Origin of the sequence: Pedobacter sp. W3I1 (assembly GCF_030816015.1) — a bacterium.
Taxonomy (GTDB): domain Bacteria; phylum Bacteroidota; class Bacteroidia; order Sphingobacteriales; family Sphingobacteriaceae; genus Pedobacter.
Window position 1 is genome coordinate 1,973,337 of record NZ_JAUSXN010000001.1, and the last position, 19,186, is coordinate 1,992,522.

Sequence of the window (19,186 nt, forward strand, 5' to 3'; positions counted from 1 at the left end):
ATTATAGGACACTAAAATAAATTGTATTACCCTTGAATATAAACTGTCATAGAATGTTAGAAGTTAAATTTCATTTTGGCTTCTTTCCAATTCTTTTTTAAGATTGGTGATTTTAAAGAAGTTTCACCGTCACTTATTTCCCCTGAATAATGGCAATATTTTTCTTTATAGTTTTCATTGCCATATCGCTTCCATGATTTGTATGCAGTATCGGAATATGGAGCTTTAAGATTGAATGGTATGTTTACTCCAGTCCTTATACAAAATCCTAAGTGTATAGAATCTTTAGTAGTCATAGGCTTTTTGAAAAATGTTTCCGAATTATCTTCATCGTATTCCTCAACTAATTTGGTAAAAAACCCAAGCCACGAAGTTTCGTATACTTTTCCTTTGTGGTAAACTGGTGTTGAGCTTTCAATTACTTTATCAACAAATTCTAAAGCTTCATTCCAAGCTAATTCAGTTTTTGAGTTGTTTAGGGCAGCTAAAATAGATGATGGTTTCTCAATTACAAATGCTGCTTCAAAATTATAGGCTTGAGAAAATTCGTGTAAGTTTAATGAGGTCAACATCAATCGATCCTCAGAACAGTAAATCTTAGCATGCAGTTCTTTAACATAACTGATACGGATATTCTGCAATGTCTTAAGAAACTCAAAATCTTCATTGCTTAGGCTCTTATTTGGGGTTTTGTCATTCTTTCCAAACACAACCTCGATTTCAACCTCTGGTTTATTCTTTCCTAAGTAAGTAAGTTCTGATTTGATTTTATTGGTTAGCTTAATATATGGAGAAACTAGAGTTAAATAAACATCTGCTTCTTTTATTGTTTGAATTATTTTAGCGCTAATCGCATCGCCATCTAAAAATTTAATCATTTGAGTCGTTAATTATTTAAGATTATTTAGATTGCCATGACCTTATCTATTTCAATCATTATCTCTGCTGTTCTATTCAAAGCAACAATTATTTTTTGATAGTAGTGCTCATATTATTTAGTTAATGGCTAGGTAGCCCAAGTTTATCAAATAACAGTCTATTCCTAGCTTTAGCGTCCTTTAATAGCTTTGCATAGGAAATAACTTCGATATAAGCATTATACTTCGAGTGAAAGTAAAAGTATCCTTGTCCATCGGGGGTTTGGGTATAATTACGTTCATCTAGTATGTTAGTTAGATTATTATTAAAGTCACAGATTACATAAGCGTAAAATGGGGTTCGATCTTTATCGACTTGAATAATTTTACCCTTTCTGTCAGTGGCTGTATTATCTCTTATTGTTCCTATGTATGAAATGACTTGATCTATAGGGTTTTTCTTTTTATTTCTCGTGTGGTAATCTTTTCTTTCTGGTCGTTTAAATTCAACAATTACAAATGAATTATGGGGCGCTTCATCATTTACAAACGCGAAACTTTCATTAAATATTAACAAATCTGGTCTATCAAGGCTTTCTGATCCTGTTAATATCTTTGTTTCTTTGAAAGACTTATCGGATGATAAGTATGAGTGATAAGATAATCTTTCATCAATCAGCCATAAATTTTGTTGCTCGAAGGTGATTTCATCGGATTCGCTTTTCAATGGAAAGAAAATCTTATGAATTGTATCTTCAGTTAGAAATTCATCATTGTCATCAACACCAAGAAATTTATCTAAAAGTTCTATTACGGATTTTCGATGAACAATATATTTTGCAAGATTTGCTTTACCTATGTCATTAAACTTTTCAATAAAATCATCATAAAGCATTTTGTATTCATCCAAATCATTTACAGAATTTGTATTTAGAATTTTCTCACCTAATTCTTTGATCTCAATCTCCAAATCCGATTGCACCTTATATAATTCTATATTTAATCTGTTTCCCGATAAATTGGGATTCATATTGCGAACCACTTCAGGTTTATATTTTAATAGTGTTTTATATTGTGGTGCATCAGCAATTATATGCTGACTGTATTTTTCATACTTCTGTTCCCGTACGTTTCCTAAATATTCTTTCAATATATCCTCTAAACTCAGTATAGCCTTTTGTCTTATTCGATCAAGATTTGGTAAATCATTAACTAGATTTTGCAAATCAGTATCTTCTAAGTTATCTGGGAAATCGAAATCAGTCCGTTCGTTATCCACATTGTCGTCTAAAAATTTGCTCGTGATGTAAACTTGGTATGTAAAATAAATATTCGCCTCTTCCATTATAGAATTCCCTAAGTCTGGAATGTATTTCACTAATTTTTCTTCCCTCACGACTCTATCATTGCCACAATAATGTATCCTATGACCTTTTTTTACATCATACAGCCTAAGCAAATGTATTTGAAATTCATTTCCATATAACTCAAATTTACTTGCTTTAATAGCGGCTTTAAAAGAGGTATTGAATATGCTGTTTAAGTCTATTTTAGTGCCATTTATTTTTTCTGTAATATCAATTCGTGGAGCTTTTTGGTTAAGGTAGTACACTAAAAAATGATCTATGATTTTTTCCCCAATATCGTACAGAGTTTTTGGACAGGTATCTTGATAATCAGCTATGAAATTTTTTAAAGTGACCGATGTTCCGGTTTTGACACTTGATGATAAATTAACTTTATGCTCGAAGATGCCCTTGTCAATAGGCTTAAAAGTAAATTCTCTGATTTGGTTCTCGTTTGTTAATTCATTTTTAAAGCTGCTTTTAAATATCAAACTTTTAAAAGCTTTAAGACACACGAATCTTCCAATTCCCTTTGCCCCTCTTTCAATTTTATGTTCTGATTCGGCGGTCAAAAAGGATTTGAAGTTTTCAATATTCAGTCCAATACCGTTATCAATAACTTCAATATCTGTTATTGGATAAATGTCGACTTTTTCGCTTTCGGCAAGTAGTTCATCATTACCTTGCCTAGATATATTAATTGAAATTTTACCATTGGCTATATCTTTATCCTGAATAGCGTGTATTGAATTGCTAATAGTCTCGAATAAGGGCCATAATGATTTAGTTTTCGGAAGTTTTGTATTTCTTATTTTTCCGGAAATATTAGTATGCAATTCTGGTAAAATTTCTTCCATAATGTGATGTGTTTTAATACTAGTCTAATTTTGATCTAGATCTGGATACTCAATTTTTTTCCCATGTTTTATGGAAAGAACTAAGGTTTTCCAAATCTCTTTTAATTGGGCACTTAAGTAAATATAAAGTTTTGGAGACGGTGCGAAAGGATCAGTCCATTTTACTAGCTTTCCTTTATTAAAAAGAAAGTGGGCCTCGCCAAATTTGTATTCATATTCATTGCCATGATAAATATAATTACTATGCAAGGTATTCCTAAGTTTTCCATAAAAAACTAAAAATTCTCTGTCCTTTTTTGAATCCCGATAATAATGCTTTCCTTTCTTAAATAAGAAATCGACTTTTCTCTGAATTGGAACGTGACTAAGGTGTTCAACAATGAGTTTTTGCTTCAACTTTTCAAGGTTATTATCATCAATTGTGCTCTTATTCAGAATTTTTAAAATATCATTAAAATTATATCTTAGCAACTTGTTTAATTCTTCTTCATTGGACAATGCGTTACAAAATGTAGTAACACACAATTCAAAAATCGACCATGTTTCAATGTTCAAGTTTCTATTGAGAGCATTCTTATAGCTTTTTGTTAATATTGGCAGCTGCGAAATCTCAATTAGTCTATCTAAATGCACTTTGAATGGAGATAAATTTTCTTTAAAAACAACATCCCCTTTGATTATGGACGATGACAAAGCATATGAAACATAGCCTAGATAATAGCTATAGGTAGAATCGTAAAAAAGTTTGAAGAAATCCTTTCTTATGTCATCTGCATCAAAATTCAACGTTTCGATCTCTTTCTTTAAATCTTCAGTCCAGGCTAATAAAAATTCAACGTTCTCCATTTTAATGTCTGTCTATTGATATAAAATTTCCAATCTGATTAAGGTAAAATCAATCTTTATCGTCTAACTTTACTAAAAAACATTTAGACTTCTTAGCGTTTGGAGTAATCTTACAAAATTTCTTAAAGTTTCTGTGCTTTCATCCTCTAATCCATCAGGATCAAAATGCATAATGTTATTTCGGATTATTCTAATTTTATCTAATTCTACACAAAAAATTCTTCTATCAATCGATAACTTTAATTTGATCCATATTTCTGGATTTTGGCACAATCTTAAGTATTCACCAAATGTAAGATCTGCGATCGATTCAACTTTCCTATCTTCATCTTTTGTATCCTTTCCTGTTTCGAGTTCATCCCTCGTAAGATTTATTAATATTTGTCTTAGATGATTTTCAATTTCAGCCACAAGAAGAAAAGGCTCAGTAAGTTGTTTGAATTGTAGACTCAAATCACTGGCTGTGACAATGCCACATATCTCTTCTGATTTGTTCTGCACCAAAATGTAGTCATGTTCAATAATAATAGGTAGAGCTTTGAAAAGGGAAGTTTCTTCTGATATTAGTTGAAAATTAGGCTCCATTAAATCTCTAACAATCGTCGATGATTTTCCAACAGCTAACTTTTGACCTATTGATCTCCAACTAATAACCCCTTTTAGTCCCCTCTTCGGCTGCTGCATTACAGGTATTTGTGAAAAATCATGAGTCATCATTAGTGTTATAGCTTCAGAAAGGTTGCTATCTGGTTTAACAAAAATTAACTGTTTATTTGCTGCTTCCAACCTTGAAATTCTGTATGTTGGATCATCAAAATTTAAAACCTCGTCAGATGAGTTATTTGCGATATTTTCAGGTTCAGGCTCATCAACTTTTAAATTTTTATTTATTTGAGTTTCAATTTTTTTGAACTGAATCAAAGCGTCAATATAGACACTATTGAAATCAGGGTAAGTTTCTAGCTCTTGTTTAATTAAAGCAGCCCGCATTTGTTTGACAACCCACCATCCTCTTCTTTGCGATTGCCAGAACCAATAAAGAAAGTCTCGAACGGTTATTGGCTCCACTTTTTCTCCACTGTCTAGTTTTCTTTTAACTTCTTTTAATTTTTCAGGAACCATTTCATAAATTAATCAAGTTTTAAACTTGAATGTAAAGTAGAGTTAATATTACTAAACTAACCGTTAAATTTTTTCCAAAAATCAAAAACTTATATCTTACTTGAAATGCTCGTTAAATTAAGAGCGATTTGACCATCGCCCTCTTTTATAACATCGTAGTATTCGTCATCATCACTTGGATCATAGTCATAACTCGGATCATAATTAAACCGGTCATTATAGATACGCTCCAATTTATCCTTAAAATCAGTTGTAAGATTTTTTACCTTCTCATCTTTAAATAATACTTTAGCAAAAATTTCATACTCATGAGACAAATCGAGGGTGATGAAATTTTGAAACGGCTCAAATTCAATAAAAATGTGCCTGAAATTTTGAAACTTAAACTTTGGGTGAACAACTTCTACTTTACAAACAACAGTCTTCCCGAATTCAAAATTGAAGCTTTGACATATTGCTTTTGATACAGGCTGAGGGTTTCCAACAAACTTTAATTTCAACTTTATTTCTCGCCCTGAGTAAGCAGCTGGGACAAGGAAGAATAGATCAATTACTTTTTTGGTATTGTCGTACTCATCTTCTATTATTGCTGTTATTTTTGGCGTCAATAATTCTTTAAATTTCCTTTGAAGTTTAGTTATAAGATCTTGTGGATTTGAAAATGTGTCAATGGTGTGTTTGGCTTTGAGAATTGCTTTAAAGTTATTGAGTTTTTGGATTTTGTCAAACTGGATTAAGGTAGGAGTAACATTCGAGTTTTCCTCGTCAATAAGGTAAATCAGAATTTCTTTATTTTGTTCAACAGCTTTCTCATACTCTAATTGTGAATATGATTTTCCTGTATTTGGCTCTTCATTTCCATATCTCATTCCGATAATCCCAACATAAATATCGGATTGCTCAACTTCTGAAATACAAGTTGCTAATGGGGTAGTCTTTCTTGCGCCAAACTGCTCCATTCCTTTAATGGTTACATCAAAATTTTCAAGTGAGTCCCAAACTTTTTTTCTCTCTCCTTTAAGGTCAACGAAAGTAGATGATATAAAAACGGTTTTACGAGTTGTATTTTTTTTAACGGGCATTTTTTTGTCAATAATTTTATATGTGGGTGTAGTATTAATTAAATATCCACTTTTGACTCAGAAATTATTGCGGATTGACTTATAGTTAGTAGCATATAGTATGATGAGATAATTTAGTTCACTAAGTTATAAAGAAAAAACAAAGACAGATATGGAAACCCGTAAATACTCATATATAAGTATGCGTATGGAACGAAGGTCGTTGCAGTAAAGTTCCCAGAACGGTGCAACGATATGTTTAGCAAAATATGGTTACTCCTTATTCTAGCGCGAGTCTTAGTGCGATTGCTTTAAGCATTGGCCTGACTTGTGCTTTAGATAGCATTACTAAGATAGCTATTAACATCCAACCCATAAGATTTGCTCAAGTATTGTGAGATTAAAGTAGCAATGGTTATTCCTTAATGATATAAGCTTGTGTTTTAAATTTTAATACAAATTCCCTGGCCTCTTCCATAGTTGTTGGATATTGAACATATTGATAGTTTTCATGGATGTGTTGATAAGGAAAACCATGGGTGATTAAATATTTTGCCAAATCCCATTGTTTAGTATCCGTTTGCTTTGGAGGTCTAAATCTGTGTGAAACGAGTACCATTTTTGATTGGCATTCCGGACAAGTAAGATTAATCTCTTTCGATTCGTTAGTATATATGCTAAATGCCTTTTTACAGTTTAGGCAGACTTTTTTATGTCCCATGATAATGATTGGTTAGGATTGCAGCTGTTTTTTTCTCTTCCACATCTCCCAATAGTACTTTACACATCCGGCGATACCACTTAAGAAAAGTATTGCGTTAAAAGCATTAAACAATATATTATCGTATAAAGCTACTGGGCTGCTGAGATACCATAGAATAAACAGCGCAATAAAGGTAATAGTGTAAATAGGAAGCCAACTGGCCTTTGGATTTATAAACCCTTTGATAATAAAGAATATAAATGTACCAGTAACTGCGGTACCGCCTAAAACCTCACCGACTGTGTAACCTGTAATTTCTATTAGAGTTAATTTAGAATCCAATGATAACGAAAAAGAGGCACATTGTATCCTTCATAAAATAATAATATAGAATCCACAGTACTACATAAAGACTAAACTATTTCTTTCTCCGCTTAAGCCACCATTTGGAGAGCGGAATGGATTTAGAATTCTGTGTATACTTCTTAATCCAAATGTTTAACTTTAAATATGAACAAAATGATGATTAGGCCACAACAGATTTGGGATTTATATAATATTTCAGTGAATAGTGCTCATGAACTTCTCATTGCGCTCGGGTTTAGTTTCAATCAAAAAGTGGAAAACTTAATTCTTTATCAGACTCATGGCAAAGCTTTTATTTTAACTGAAGAGGGAGGTATCGTAACGAAAGTTCAATACAAAATGACAGATAGAACAATTTATTACGACTGTATTGAATATGCAAAGGAGACTTTAGCATTTGAAACCATCTTTGAAGAATTTGAGCCTTCAGCAGATATTTTGCGTCTTGATGATGAAAAATGTACACTGATAGGCATGGTCATTCACGCTAATGATAGTCATCTATCGTTTGGAATAACGCTGCTCGCTAAACTTCCACTTCCCACACCTGAAAATAGAGTTGAGGTAATTTTAGGGCCACCACCATTGTCTAAAGAGATCCGTAAAATTTAAAGCTCATATTCTAAACCAATACCATAGAAGGCATTCCTCTTACTTAAGCCCCTTTCTAGCGCAAGTCTTAGTGCCCCTGGCCAAAGTATTGGCCTGACGTGTGCTTGATAAATCCGTCAATTAAATCTCTGCTAAGCGCAAGTCATTCAGCCCACTAGCTTAAACGCGAAGACTTGCGCTAGTAATGGATGGTGACAGTAGTATTTAGCTTTCCATTGTCATATAGTCCAGTTGTCCGTTCTCATCAGTATTTATTACTACCAAATAATTTGTTATATCTTTTCCAATTGAGTAGTCAAAAATGGCGAAGTTATCTTCATTATCAGGATAAAGACCAACTCTAACTAATTTCAATTTTGACAAAAGTTGCTGTTCAGGTTCTGTTATCGTGTCGTCAAAGTTTACAAGTTTTGTAAGTTCTTCTTTATCAACTTCCTCAAGATGGTGTTCTATGTAAAATTTTACTGTGTCGCCATCTTCATCATTATAGTCATTGAGAATATATGTCTTATTCAGCTTGTCAAATTTTTCTAATTTTTCAATGAAATTTTTTACTTTGTCCAGTATTAATATGTCAACCGTCTGGTTTTCAAAGTTAAGGTCTACTTGAATTTCATTTCCATTTAATTCAATATCAACATCATAATATTCTTCTAAATTTTCTGTCGGTAAGTTTCCGAAATATGGTAAAGCGTATTCTGCCATTTTTGTTATTAATTTGTATCCACAAGATATTAAATTTCATTGAAAATGATATTCCGAAAAACTAATCAATTTTTAATATTTTGAAAACTCATTCTTTCCAACCTGTTTTCTAATCCGTTCTGTTTTGTTAGTTTTGGGCCTTAAATAAAGAAGAAGATGAATCATTGGTTAGTAAAATCAGAGCCTTTTAAATACAGTTGGGAAAAATTTAATCAGGATGGCCGTACCTTTTGGGATGGTGTGCGTAATTACCAGGCCCGGAATAACCTGAAAGCCATGAAAGAGGGAGATTTGGTGCTTTTTTATCATAGTAACGAAGGTAAAAACGTAGTGGGCATTGCAAAAGTAGTGAGGGAGTTTTACCAGGACCCAACTACTGATGATGCCAACTGGGTAGTGGTTGATTTATCGCCTGTAGAAGGCCTGAAAAACCCGGTTTCGCTTGAACAAATCAAGGCTGAACCCAGTCTGGTTGATATTTCATTGGTTAGACAAGGACGTTTATCGGTAATGCCATTAAAAGCAGAAGAATTTGATAAGATTTTAGAAATGGGAAGCTGATCAGTGGGCAGTTTTCAGTTGACGGTTTAATCCATATTCTGCCGGCCCTGAAGTATTTCGGTACGGTGGTCAAGACCCTCAGGATAGCGTAGTAGTAGCCTGAGACTGCAGAAATATTCAGGCTGGATTATTGCAAAATAACTGCTTTTATATCCGGTGCTGTTTCTGGTTATTTTTGTTCGGTTTTCCTTTCGGCGTTTTGTTCCTGTTTATGCTCTTTGCAGCCGACTGCAATTGTTTTCTGATATAGATGTGTTTTACATTGCCCTTGCCGCTTTCCCGCTCGTCTATTTCCAGGCCTGTTATGCTTTTAATCAGCGGCAGTAATTTGGGATAACCATAGTTCCTGGCATCAAAATCAGGTTTCTTTTTCATCATCAAACTGCCCAGGTCACCAAGATAGGCCCAGCCAGATTCGTCTGCAAGGTCGCTGATACTGTCTGTAAAGAGTTTGATGATGCCGCTATCCACTTTGCTCAATGGCTGTGCTTTTGTTAAGGGTGCTGCCGACTCGGCCTCTGGTAGTGCCGTATCTTCAGCCGGGGCACTCGGGCTCAGGATCTCAATATAGATAAATTTATCGCAGGCGGTGATAAATGGTTTAAGTGTTTTCTTTTCACCAATCCCGATTACTTTCATGCCTGCTTCACGGAGCCTGGTGGCCAGTCTGGTAAAGTCGCTGTCGCTGGAGACGATGCAAAAACCGTCTACCTTGCCGGTATACAGGATGTCCATCGCATCGATAATCAGTGCGCTGTCGCTGGAATTTTTGCCGCTCGAGTAGCTGTATTGCTGGATGGGTGTGATGGCATGGTCGAGCAGTACCTTCTTCCAGCCGGAAACGGTTGGTCTGGTCCAGTCGGCATATATCCGTTTGAAGGTTGGGGTGCCGTATTTGGCAATTTCTTCGAACATTTCCTTTACATGGGCATAAGGTACGTTGTCTGCGTCTATGAGTACGGCAAGTTTCAGGTCTTTATCCATTTTGGTTTATAAAGATGGGTTAAGATGGATATAAAATCCAGCAAGGGTAAAGTTGGTGATTTTATTTATTAAATTTTCTATGATGAAGTTTTTTAATAGAACCGGAAAGCCCGCAGCTGAACTTCGAAAATCCATGTGGCGCAAGATCCCGGTAAGTGTAAAGTATATAATTTGTTCAAAGACCGTCCGGATGGCAATGTAAATATCCGGACGGTCTTTCTTGATAGCGTCTTTAATCTGCGGCTCTACATTCCGTCCGATCGCATAGCAAAAACTAATTTTACGTGTCTAAAGGCATTTGCTTCGCTCCATTCATTGTCGTAGTTTAAACCGTAAGGCCAAAAATGCCCGCCTCCTGTGTGTACGGCACCACTTTGACCATCAAAAATCTTAACAAGTGCTACGGTATTGGCTCCCGGGAAATCGCCTGTAGAGGTATTTGATGTCCACCCGGTGCTTAGCCCCACGCCATAAGTATGTGCAATTTCGTGCATTGCCGTACGAACATTCTGGTAACTGGTGTTTGCACCGAAACGTATATTTCCATTCGTACTGCCGTCGGCTGTAGGCACACCGGTGTTATATTGTACCGTAAGCGTGCGCGATGGCCAGTTGGCACCTGCATTATACCTCGAACAGGCATCGTTCATGGCATTGGTAATGCGTGTTACTACATCGGCAGGTACTCCAGTGCTGTTAAGTACCCAGCCCAATTGGCCGGTTGCATTAACTGTTAGTAAAGACCACTGCTGGTTCTCTCCGCCCCAGTAAGTCCATTGGTCTACATTGGCCCCATCATCAATTGACTGATTGGCGACATCGAGGTCCTTACCGCTGTTTCTGTTTACAATACGATAATAGCCATTGCCAAGTGAAGTAAATAGCCACTGCTGGTTGGTTGCTCCTGAATAGGTAAATATATTTACATTGTTTCCGTCGGCTGTTCCTGCCTGGTCTACCTGTAAGCCTTTGGAGCTATGCACGCCAATAATTGAATAGTAACCGCCAGAAAGCAGGGTTAAATTCCATTTTTGATTGGTTCCGCCTGTACCGCCGTACTGGGAAACATTAGCGCCATCTGCAGTCTGAAATCCACCAACATCGAGAACTTTCCCGCTTTTGCGGTTCACGATGTAAAAGGTGCCGTTAGTTGCGGATAGTGGAGTTTCATTAGGTGGTATTGCACCCAGTTTTCCCTTGATCGAAAGCGGATCTTTGCTTGTGTCTGGATGGGGGAGCTCGCCTTTTCTGCAACTGCCGACAAGTAAAAGAACGCCAAGCATCAAGATGCTGAACGGACCTGAGGTAGAGAATTTTGTTTTCATAAAAATTAGGTTAGGATGAATGAACAGGCATATGTAATGTTCGTTTGGTTGGTTTAAAGAGGGCATATGCTACTCATTTAGTTGAGCCCCTCTTTTTTGCTTTGAAATGTATAATTAATTGATTTAAATTAGTTTCAAAATCAGGAACAGGTTGCCGCTGGTACATTGGCTAAATGAACCTGGTGATGCTTTTTTAACCATGTAAGGTTTGTATGCAATAAAAGATGATGAGCAGCCGTTTAACAGTGCCTGAAATTTCCGTTACGAAAAGATTGACGTTACCAGTGAATGTTTAGTGAACGGTAAGCGGCTTCAGGAAATTTGATTGAATGGCCAATAAGAACATTAGTTTTGGTAAAGCCTGATATTCTGCTGATTTTCAATGCCAGAAGAATTTTTACATGCGAGGATAATTGGGCGTTTTGTAGCATAATTTAGTTTTTCATGTCGGTTAAAGGTTTGTTCATCGGAAAACTGGTTATATCAATTTGAATTGCCTACAACCATCAATTACCCATTAGGTAATCTGGGATAATCAGGATCTATTATGTTATACTTGGTTGAAACAAATTAACTACAAAAAATATGCATGTAGTGAGGGGTAATATCATCAAAATGAGGGGGCAAACTCTTTTTGTTTTTGCTGTTATTGCTTTATTTTAAGCTTTTTATAGAAATTGTATTTTTATATGCGTCTTTTTTAGGTTTATTTTTTCTCTGGTAAAAGAAAAAACAGATGTGGTGATCTAAGTTATAACCCAGCGTACAAAATCAGCTTCCGCATTGTAAATGATATGCCCGCAGCCATCGAATATCTGGTAGCAGAATGGTCATATCCTCCGGAGGACAAATGCCGTTAGGGTAACCAAGTTTATTGATCAGGGCGGCGTAACGGTATAAAAAATATGCTTATAAGGTAGACTGATTCAATAATTCCCTGTAAAAGGGCAGAAGCTGATCTGCAAGGATCTGGCGGTCTTCAATACCTGGATGACCGGTACAGCCACGCGCTTCCATTGCCGGAAGAAAAAAGTTTTAACCCTGCGTTCTGATGGGTATAGTGAATCAACTCTTTTTTTTATCATGTGGAGGCAGTTTTGAAGGATGTCACGAGATTTCCTTTTACCATCGGGCTGCTTAACAAGGCAATTGGTACCTTTGAAGCTATTGATTCCCAGAAACTGGAAAATTATTCAAAAGTTTATTATATTGATAAACCTTAACACCTCTATATGAAAACCATCTGTTTTACACTCCTCTTTTTTCTTTCCTTTACTTTGGCAAATGCTCAAGGCATAAAACCTTACATCGCCATTCTTAAAACCCAAAATGGTAAATACAAAGGGATTTTATACAAAGTAGATTCAGTAAATGCGATCCTAAATCACGATGGCGAATTTATCAAGGTACCGATTAAGGAAATTAAAACCGTACAGATCAGAACAATTAAAAAGGGCTATAAAGGAATGAGTTTTATTAAAATTGGTGAGGATAGGGCTGAAGAATATAAAAGGGATGCCAGTGGTAAAATGGTTGATAAATGGGGTAAAGAAGAGCCAACTTTTAAGGAGGACGCGGCGGCCACTGTATTTTCTGTTGTTTTTACCGCACTTGCAAATGCTGTTGCAATACCCATCCATGCCATTAATCCGAATGTAGCGCGTTTCAACTTCCGGCAGAAAGATGATCATCAATTAAATGAATTTAGTTACTATTCCATCTACTATCAGGCTAATCCAAATGTGATGGCCGAACTACACCGGCTAAAAACCATTTCAGCTTCATTTAAACCTTAAGTGTTTGGCGTATGGCATTGGGCGTTTGGAAATGGGAGTGGATAAACCATTTATAAAATATCAGCGTACTGATCTCAAAGATTGCTTTTCCGAAAAGTCCTATCGTGTGGACACATGTTTTTAAATCTAAATTTATTTTTGCCTCTTGCCTAAGGCGATCGTCATGCTGAATTTAGTTCAGCATCTTTCCTGCTATTAAAAGATTCTGGTTCTAAAAAACTAATTTTTAGATACAAACATTGATTTTTCCGCTCTATGCCGCGGTGGCATGGTAGTTTTTCGCAGTCAACGTTGTTTTTAGCTGTGCTCAAGAATGCTGGCGCATTTTGGAGCGCCAAAGTACCCAAAGCGCTTTGTCAATCCAGCAATGGGCCTTTTACACAATCCTACACGCATCAAAAAAACAGCGGCACTTTGTTTAATCAGTTTTTGTTTGTGTTTTCTTTGGGCTGATTGAGCCCTTCGGGGTTTGTGTTCAGTACTTATTTAAGCTTTTAAATTAGCATTTATGAACACAAAACCACTGCGTTTTAGGTTTGGTAGTACTATCTGTTCTTTCCTGCAACTGTTTTTTTGATTTCTCCGGCCCTTGGGATTGACGGCGTTCTTCGGTTAAAACAATGTGTTATTTGAGGAAGCTAGCAAAACGCCTAAAAAATTAACCTCAAAAAGATATGTCCACACAATAGGAAAAGTCGGGACAGGCTGGTCCGCTCGGTATTGGCCTCGCATCCGATAGCTATCGGATGAAGAAGCTGGCGATAAACTGGTTACCTGGCCTCAATTAACCGGTTAACCAGTTTATGCAATTAACCAAATGAACTAATGAACCATACTATTTCTTTTGCTTAAGGTTATACCAAGTGTCATTACAATACTCGATCCCAATACAACCAGGAACAAAAATGGGGTACCTACCTCCGCTATTTTTAAAGAGTCTGGCAGATTGAAATAAAGCAAAATACTAATTAGTCCGCGGGGTGCAATGTATAAAATCGGACTTAGGTTTTCTTTTTTGAATATTTTGAGAAATATCACTCTGATAATGTAAATTGATATTAAAATGAAAAAACCATTAGCCAGTACAATTTTGTTGTTTAGGTTGCCAATATTCATGGTAAAGCCAAAAATAACAAAGAAAAATGTACGCAGAATAAAAGCACTTTCTGCCGATAATTGATAGAGCTGGGATAAATCGGCTGTTAAATTTTTATATAAAAAGACGCTTCTAAACCAGGCATTCTCGATGGCATCGGCATTGTTTAGGAATAAGCCGGTACTTAAAATTAAAACCAGAGAAGATAGATGGTAAGACTGACCAATGGCATAAACCAGTATCAATATAGCTATAATTAAAAAGAATTTAATGTGATGCACCAATCTGCCCATCACGTACAGCAAAACCACACAGGCAATAGCCGATAGTAAAAGGATGAGGAAGGTACTTAAACCTAAGCCAATAAAAGCCGATGTATTGATCGAATGGTTGGTAATGGCAAAATTGAAAATGATAATGCCTAAAATATCAGAGAAAGAAGATTCATAAATTACAAATTCTTTGTCGTGGTTGTTTAATGCCGCTGCCGAAGGGATGGCAATGGCCGAGCTGATTACGCTAAAAGGAATGGCATTAGCAATACAGGTATATAAATCGTGGTGGGTGATCTGGTAAATAATGCTTGTTATTACAACTATAGTCCCCAATAAAATGGTTAAGGCAGAGAGAAAAGCACTGCGAATAACCTTGTTTTTATGCCGGTCGTATTTAAGTTCGAGAGAGCCTTCAAAAACAATTAAAATTAAGCCTACCGTGCCCAATGTTGGTAGTATAGACAGGAAATTAAAGGTTTGTATCTTCAGGTTATCGACCAGCAAACGTAAACCAATACCTAAGAGGAGTAGCAATAAAACCGAAGGTACTTTGGTTTTACTCGCTACTAAATCAAACAGATAAGAGAAAATTACTAATCCGCTTAAAATAATAAGAATAGTATAAGTTGTCATATTTTTCAGCGTAGGGTAAACCGCTAAAATAAAACAATCGTGTTAAGCAAAAAGGAATTTAATGAAAAAATTATGCTTTAAAGAAAAGTGCCTTGAGTTCGCTGGCATCATCAGGGTTCATTTTTCCACCTAAAACCAAACGCAATTGTCTGCGGCGTAAAGCACCATCAAACAAATCCTGTTCTTCAGGCGTTTCGGGAATAAGTTCTGGCACGGGTATGGTACGTGCACTCTGATCAAGCGCAACAAAGGTATAATAGGCTTCATTACTTTTTTGGCGTGCACCACTTGGGATATTCTCTGCCCATACGTCTAAACGAACTTCTACCGAAGTATTAAAAGCCCTCGTTACTTTGGCTTCAATGGTAATTACATCACCTAATTTAATGGGATGTTTAAAAGAAACGTTATCAACCGAAGCGGTTACCACAATACGGTTACAGTGTTTTTGAGCCGAAATTGCCGCTGCAATATCCATCCAATGAAGCAAACGCCCACCCATTAGGTTATTTAAGGTATTGGTATCATTTGGTAATACCAATTCATTCATGATGGTAAAACTTTCTCTTGCAAATTTCTTTTTTAAACTCATTTAAGCGCAAAAGTAAGTAAAATGTGGTTAAAATGGTATTGCAAATAGATTCTGTCGGATTTGGAAAAGGTTTCTGCAGTGATCTGCGTAATTAGCGGGAAAAGCATACGCAAAATTGTTCCCGCAGATTCAATAGATTAGCGCAGATTTATTAAGTTGTTTCTCTGCGGGTATCGGCGAAATCAGCGGGAAAAGCATACGCAAGATTGTTCCCGCAGATTCAATAGATTAGCGCAGATTTATTAAGTTGTTTTCTGCGATGATCTGTGCAATTAGCGGGAAAAGCATACGCGAGATTGTTCCCGCAGATTCAATAGATTAGCGCAGATTTATTAAGTTGTTTTCTGCGATGATCTGTGCAATTAGCGGGAAAAGCATACGCGAGATTGTTCCCGCAGATTCAATAGATTAGCGCGGGTTTATTTATCTGTTTTCTGCGATGATCTGTGCAATTAGCGGGAAAAGCATACGCGAGATTGTTCCCGCAGATTCAATAGATTAGCGCGGGTTTATTTATCTGTTTTCTGCGATGATCTGTGCAATTAGCGGGAAAAGCATACGCAAAATTGTTCCCGCAGATTCACCAGATTAGCGCAAACTTATTTATCTGTTTTCTGAGATGATCTGCGCAATTAGCGGGAAAAGCATACGCGAGATTGTTCCCGCAGATTCAATAGATTAGCGCAGATTTATTAAGTTGTTTTTCTGCGGTGATCTGCGTAATTAGCGGGAAAAGCATACGCATGATTGTTCCTGCAGATTCAACAGATTAGCGCGGGTTTATTTATCTGTTTTCTGCGATGATCTGCGCAGTTAGCAGGAAAAGCATACGCAAGATTGTTCCCGCAGATTCAATAGATTAGCGCAGATTTATTAAGTTGTTTTCTGCGATGATCTGTGCAATTAGCGGGAAAAGCATACGCGAGATTGTTCCCGCAGATTCAATAGATTAGCGCAGATTTATTAAGTTGTTTTCTGCGATGATCTGTGCAATTAGCGGGAAAAGCATACGCGAGATTGTTCCCGCAGATTCAATAGATTAGCGCGGGTTTATTTATCTGTTTTCTGCGATGATCTGTGCAATTAGCGGGAAAAGCATACGCAAGATTGTTCCCGCAGATTCAATAGATTAGCGCAGATTTATTAAGTTGTTTTTCTGCGATGATCTGCGCAATTAGCGGGAAAAGCATACGCGAGATTGTTCCCGCAGATTCAATAGATTAGCGCGGGTTTATTTATCTGTTTTCTGCGATGATCTGTGCAATTAGCGGGAAAAGCATACGCAAGATTGTTCCCGCAGATTCAATAGATTAGCGCAGATTTATTAAGTTGTTTTTCTGCGATGATCTGCGCAGTTAGCAGGAAAAGCATACGCGAGATTGTTCCTGCAGATTCAATAGATTAGCACAAATTTATTAAGTTGTTTTCTGCGGGTATCTGCGAAATCAGCGGGAAAATGGCATGCAGCGCTGTTCCTTTAAATAAAAAAGAGCATACGCAAGATTGTTTCCCTAGATTCAATAGATTAGCGCAAACTTATTTATCTGTTTTCTGCGGTGATCTGCGCAATTAGCGGGAAAAGCATACACAAGATTGTTTCCCGCAGATTCAATAGATTAGCGCAAATTTATTAAGTTGTTTTTCTGCGGGTATCGGCGAAATCAGCGGGAAAAGAGCCTGCAAGGGTTGTTGATGTAAATTCAAAAACAATTTTTCGGCTCTCATGTTTATCCTAACAAAAATCAAATTAATGCAAAACCAGACCCTGATCCAATTTTTCCATTGGTACTATAATGAAGAACAAAATTTGTGGACTAAAGTAGCTGCCGAAGCCAGTCATTTAAAAGAAATTGGTATAACGTCTGTTTGGTTACCCCCGGCTTATAAATCAAATAATGCGGCTTATGATGTTGGTTATGCGGTTTATGATCTATTCGATTTGGGCGAGTTTGATCAGAAAGGAAGTGTAAATACCAAACATGGTTCGAAAGACGAGTATCTCAAAGCGATTGAAGCGCTCCACGATAATGAGATTGGTGTTTTAGCCGATGCCGTTTTTAACCACAAAGCCGGTGGCGATGAACTCGAAAAAATAGCGGTTAGAACTGTAAATCCTGAAAATAGAAATGAATTTACCAGCGATGTTTTCGAAATAGAAGCCTGGACGAAATTTACTTTTCCGGGGCGACAGGGAAAATATTCTGAATTTATATGGGATCATGAGTGTTTTAGCGGAGTTGACTGGGCTGAAGACCTCAAAAAAACGGCGATTTATTCGATCCAGAATTATTTAGGAGAAGGTTTTGAAGTGGTTCCATCTATTGAATTTGGAAATTACGATTATCTGATGTTCAACGATATCGATTACCGAAACAGGGCAGTAATTGAAGAGTTAAAATACTGGGGCGAATGGATAGTCGAAACCACTAAAGTAGACGGTTTTCGGTTAGATGCGGTTAAACACATCAATCCTGATTTCATTGTAGAGTGGATCGATCACCTGAATCAAAAATTTAACCGCGAATTTTTTATCGTAGCCGAAGATTGGAATGTGGTGGATAGAGAAGGACAATTGAAATATATTGAGATTACCGGCGGCAGGACACAAATATTCGATTCGCTCCTGCATCATAATTTTTTCCTGGCCAGTAAGGATGAAGCCTATGATATGCGGACCATTTTTGATGGGAGCCTGGTTCAGGTGAAGCCAGATCTGGCTGTAACATTTGTCGATAATCATGATTCGCAACCTTTACAGGCACTGGAATCTTATGTCGATTTTTGGTTCAGGCCTTTGGCTTATGCCATGATCTTGTTGCGTGTACAAGGTATTCCGTGTTTGTTCTTTCCTGATCTGTACGGAGGAATTTATGATGATAAAGATAAAGAAGGCGATGAGGCGCATGTTGAGTTAGTTGCAATTCCGGTGGTAGAAACCATGAGTAAAATCCGTACAACCTTAGCCTACGGTGAGCAACGCGATTATTTTGACCATAATATTTGTGTTGGCTGGACCCGGGCAGGAGATGATGAACATGAAAATAGTGGGCTGGCGGTATTGTTGAGCACAGGAGAGGAAGGTTTTAAAGAAATGGAAATCGGTAAACATTTTGCCGGAAAAACTTTTGTTGATGCGTTGGGCTACAGAGAACAGGAAGTAGTTATTGATGAAAATGGTTGGGCGGAGTTTCATTGCAATGCCGGAAGTGTATCGGTGTGGGTTTTGAAGGTGGGGTAGGAGAAGGAGTGATATCGTGGTCTGTGGGGACACAGACCACGGCGCTAGAATCGTCATTTCGACCGTAGTGGAGAAATCTTTGAACATAGTTTTAGCAACATTAAAAGATCAATCCCATGGTCTGTGTCCTCACAGACCATTTATCAGCAATTCCATCAAGTAGTCTGTGGTGGCACAGACCACGGGACGAACATTGTAGTGCCGATGATAG

General features: G+C 36.8%; 16 protein-coding genes. 4 read left to right on the forward strand and 12 right to left on the reverse strand.

The features are described from left to right. Positions 1-56: 56 nt before the first annotated feature. The 7 genes from QF042_RS08480 to QF042_RS08510 all read right to left on the reverse strand — a co-directional run bounded on the left by QF042_RS08480 (position 57) and on the right by QF042_RS08510 (position 7,134). Positions 57-878, reverse strand: a complete 822-nt coding sequence (locus QF042_RS08480; RefSeq protein ID WP_307527213.1) for a phospholipase D-like domain-containing protein — start codon at positions 876-878, stop codon at positions 57-59. Positions 879-999: 121 nt separating this feature from the next. Next, a complete protein-coding gene (locus QF042_RS08485; protein ID WP_307527214.1) occupies positions 1,000-3,060 on the reverse strand; it encodes a hypothetical protein in 2,061 nt (686 codons plus the stop codon). A 24-nt stretch (positions 3,061-3,084) separates the two neighbouring features. Continuing rightward, on the reverse strand, positions 3,085-3,906 hold the full coding sequence (locus QF042_RS08490; protein ID WP_307527217.1) for a hypothetical protein: 822 nt from the start codon (positions 3,904-3,906) through the stop codon (positions 3,085-3,087). 72 nt (positions 3,907-3,978) lie between these two features. Continuing rightward, positions 3,979-5,028: a CBS domain-containing protein gene (locus QF042_RS08495; RefSeq protein ID WP_307527219.1), complete on the reverse strand. Its 1,050-nt coding sequence runs from the start codon at positions 5,026-5,028 to the stop codon at positions 3,979-3,981. 89 nt (positions 5,029-5,117) lie between these two features. Beyond that, complete coding sequence (locus QF042_RS08500; protein WP_307527221.1) at positions 5,118-6,110, reverse strand: DUF4062 domain-containing protein; 993 nt, start codon at positions 6,108-6,110, stop codon at positions 5,118-5,120. A gap of 394 nt (positions 6,111-6,504) precedes the next feature. Then, a complete protein-coding gene (locus QF042_RS08505) occupies positions 6,505-6,648 on the reverse strand; it encodes a hypothetical protein (protein ID WP_307527223.1) in 144 nt (47 codons plus the stop codon). A 174-nt stretch (positions 6,649-6,822) separates the two neighbouring features. Beyond that, a complete protein-coding gene (locus QF042_RS08510) occupies positions 6,823-7,134 on the reverse strand; it encodes a hypothetical protein (protein WP_307527225.1) in 312 nt (103 codons plus the stop codon). Between the two features lie 168 nt (positions 7,135-7,302). Here QF042_RS08510 and QF042_RS08515 point away from each other — a divergent pair, with 168 nt between their 5' ends. Continuing rightward, positions 7,303-7,770 (forward strand): hypothetical protein, encoded by a 468-nt coding sequence (locus QF042_RS08515; protein ID WP_307527227.1) that lies wholly within the window; start codon positions 7,303-7,305, stop codon positions 7,768-7,770. A 204-nt stretch (positions 7,771-7,974) separates the two neighbouring features. Here QF042_RS08515 and QF042_RS08520 read toward each other — a convergent pair whose 3' ends face one another. Continuing rightward, positions 7,975-8,475 carry a DUF2004 domain-containing protein gene (locus QF042_RS08520; RefSeq protein WP_307527228.1) on the reverse strand — a complete coding sequence of 167 codons (501 nt, stop codon included), beginning with the start codon at positions 8,473-8,475 and terminating at the stop codon, positions 7,975-7,977. A gap of 156 nt (positions 8,476-8,631) precedes the next feature. Between QF042_RS08520 and QF042_RS08525 the strand changes: the two genes are divergently transcribed. Next, complete coding sequence (locus tag QF042_RS08525; protein WP_307527230.1) at positions 8,632-9,036, forward strand: EVE domain-containing protein; 405 nt, start codon at positions 8,632-8,634, stop codon at positions 9,034-9,036. 147 nt (positions 9,037-9,183) lie between these two features. On the opposite strand, the gene QF042_RS08530 is transcribed toward QF042_RS08525, so the two are convergent. Next, a complete protein-coding gene (locus QF042_RS08530; protein WP_307527232.1) occupies positions 9,184-10,020 on the reverse strand; it encodes an NYN domain-containing protein in 837 nt (278 codons plus the stop codon). A gap of 245 nt (positions 10,021-10,265) precedes the next feature. Then, a complete protein-coding gene (locus QF042_RS08535; protein WP_307527234.1) occupies positions 10,266-11,345 on the reverse strand; it encodes an RICIN domain-containing protein in 1,080 nt (359 codons plus the stop codon). A 1,232-nt stretch (positions 11,346-12,577) separates the two neighbouring features. On the opposite strand from QF042_RS08535, the gene QF042_RS08540 reads away from it, so the two are divergent. Further along, positions 12,578-13,141, forward strand: coding sequence for a hypothetical protein (locus tag QF042_RS08540; protein WP_307527236.1), 564 nt, complete (start codon positions 12,578-12,580; stop codon positions 13,139-13,141). 822 nt (positions 13,142-13,963) lie between these two features. Here the strand turns inward: QF042_RS08540 and QF042_RS08545 are convergent. Together QF042_RS08545 and QF042_RS08550 are read right to left on the reverse strand one after the other, a co-directional pair. Then, on the reverse strand, positions 13,964-15,145 hold the full coding sequence (locus QF042_RS08545) for a cation:proton antiporter (RefSeq protein ID WP_307527238.1): 1,182 nt from the start codon (positions 15,143-15,145) through the stop codon (positions 13,964-13,966). A gap of 70 nt (positions 15,146-15,215) precedes the next feature. Then, positions 15,216-15,737: an acyl-CoA thioesterase gene (locus QF042_RS08550; protein WP_307527240.1), complete on the reverse strand. Its 522-nt coding sequence runs from the start codon at positions 15,735-15,737 to the stop codon at positions 15,216-15,218. Between the two features lie 1,750 nt (positions 15,738-17,487). Between QF042_RS08550 and QF042_RS08555 the strand changes: the two genes are divergently transcribed. Then, the gene (locus tag QF042_RS08555; protein WP_307527242.1) at positions 17,488-18,975 is read left to right on the forward strand and encodes an alpha-amylase; all 1,488 of its coding nucleotides are present in this window, start codon (positions 17,488-17,490) and stop codon (positions 18,973-18,975) included. The last annotated feature ends 211 nt before the right edge of the window (positions 18,976-19,186 follow it).

What these genes read in the sequence shown, in the direction of transcription:
- QF042_RS08480 (WP_307527213.1), bottom strand. Translation starts at nt 878, where the DNA reads ATGATTAAATTTTTAGATGGCGATGCGATTAGCGCTAAAATAATTCAA.
- QF042_RS08485 (WP_307527214.1), bottom strand. Translation starts at nt 3,060, where the DNA reads ATGGAAGAAATTTTACCAGAATTGCATACTAATATTTCCGGAAAAATA.
- QF042_RS08490 (WP_307527217.1), bottom strand. Translation starts at nt 3,906, where the DNA reads ATGGAGAACGTTGAATTTTTATTAGCCTGGACTGAAGATTTAAAGAAA.
- QF042_RS08495 (WP_307527219.1), bottom strand. Translation starts at nt 5,028, where the DNA reads ATGGTTCCTGAAAAATTAAAAGAAGTTAAAAGAAAACTAGACAGTGGA.
- QF042_RS08500 (WP_307527221.1), bottom strand. Translation starts at nt 6,110, where the DNA reads ATGCCCGTTAAAAAAAATACAACTCGTAAAACCGTTTTTATATCATCT.
- QF042_RS08515 (WP_307527227.1), top strand. Translation starts at nt 7,303, where the DNA reads ATGAACAAAATGATGATTAGGCCACAACAGATTTGGGATTTATATAAT.
- QF042_RS08520 (WP_307527228.1), bottom strand. Translation starts at nt 8,475, where the DNA reads ATGGCAGAATACGCTTTACCATATTTCGGAAACTTACCGACAGAAAAT.
- QF042_RS08525 (WP_307527230.1), top strand. Translation starts at nt 8,632, where the DNA reads ATGAATCATTGGTTAGTAAAATCAGAGCCTTTTAAATACAGTTGGGAA.
- QF042_RS08530 (WP_307527232.1), bottom strand. Translation starts at nt 10,020, where the DNA reads ATGGATAAAGACCTGAAACTTGCCGTACTCATAGACGCAGACAACGTA.
- QF042_RS08535 (WP_307527234.1), bottom strand. Translation starts at nt 11,345, where the DNA reads ATGAAAACAAAATTCTCTACCTCAGGTCCGTTCAGCATCTTGATGCTT.
- QF042_RS08540 (WP_307527236.1), top strand. Translation starts at nt 12,578, where the DNA reads ATGAAAACCATCTGTTTTACACTCCTCTTTTTTCTTTCCTTTACTTTG.
- QF042_RS08545 (WP_307527238.1), bottom strand. Translation starts at nt 15,145, where the DNA reads ATGACAACTTATACTATTCTTATTATTTTAAGCGGATTAGTAATTTTC.
- QF042_RS08550 (WP_307527240.1), bottom strand. Translation starts at nt 15,737, where the DNA reads ATGAGTTTAAAAAAGAAATTTGCAAGAGAAAGTTTTACCATCATGAAT.
- QF042_RS08555 (WP_307527242.1), top strand. Translation starts at nt 17,488, where the DNA reads ATGCAAAACCAGACCCTGATCCAATTTTTCCATTGGTACTATAATGAA.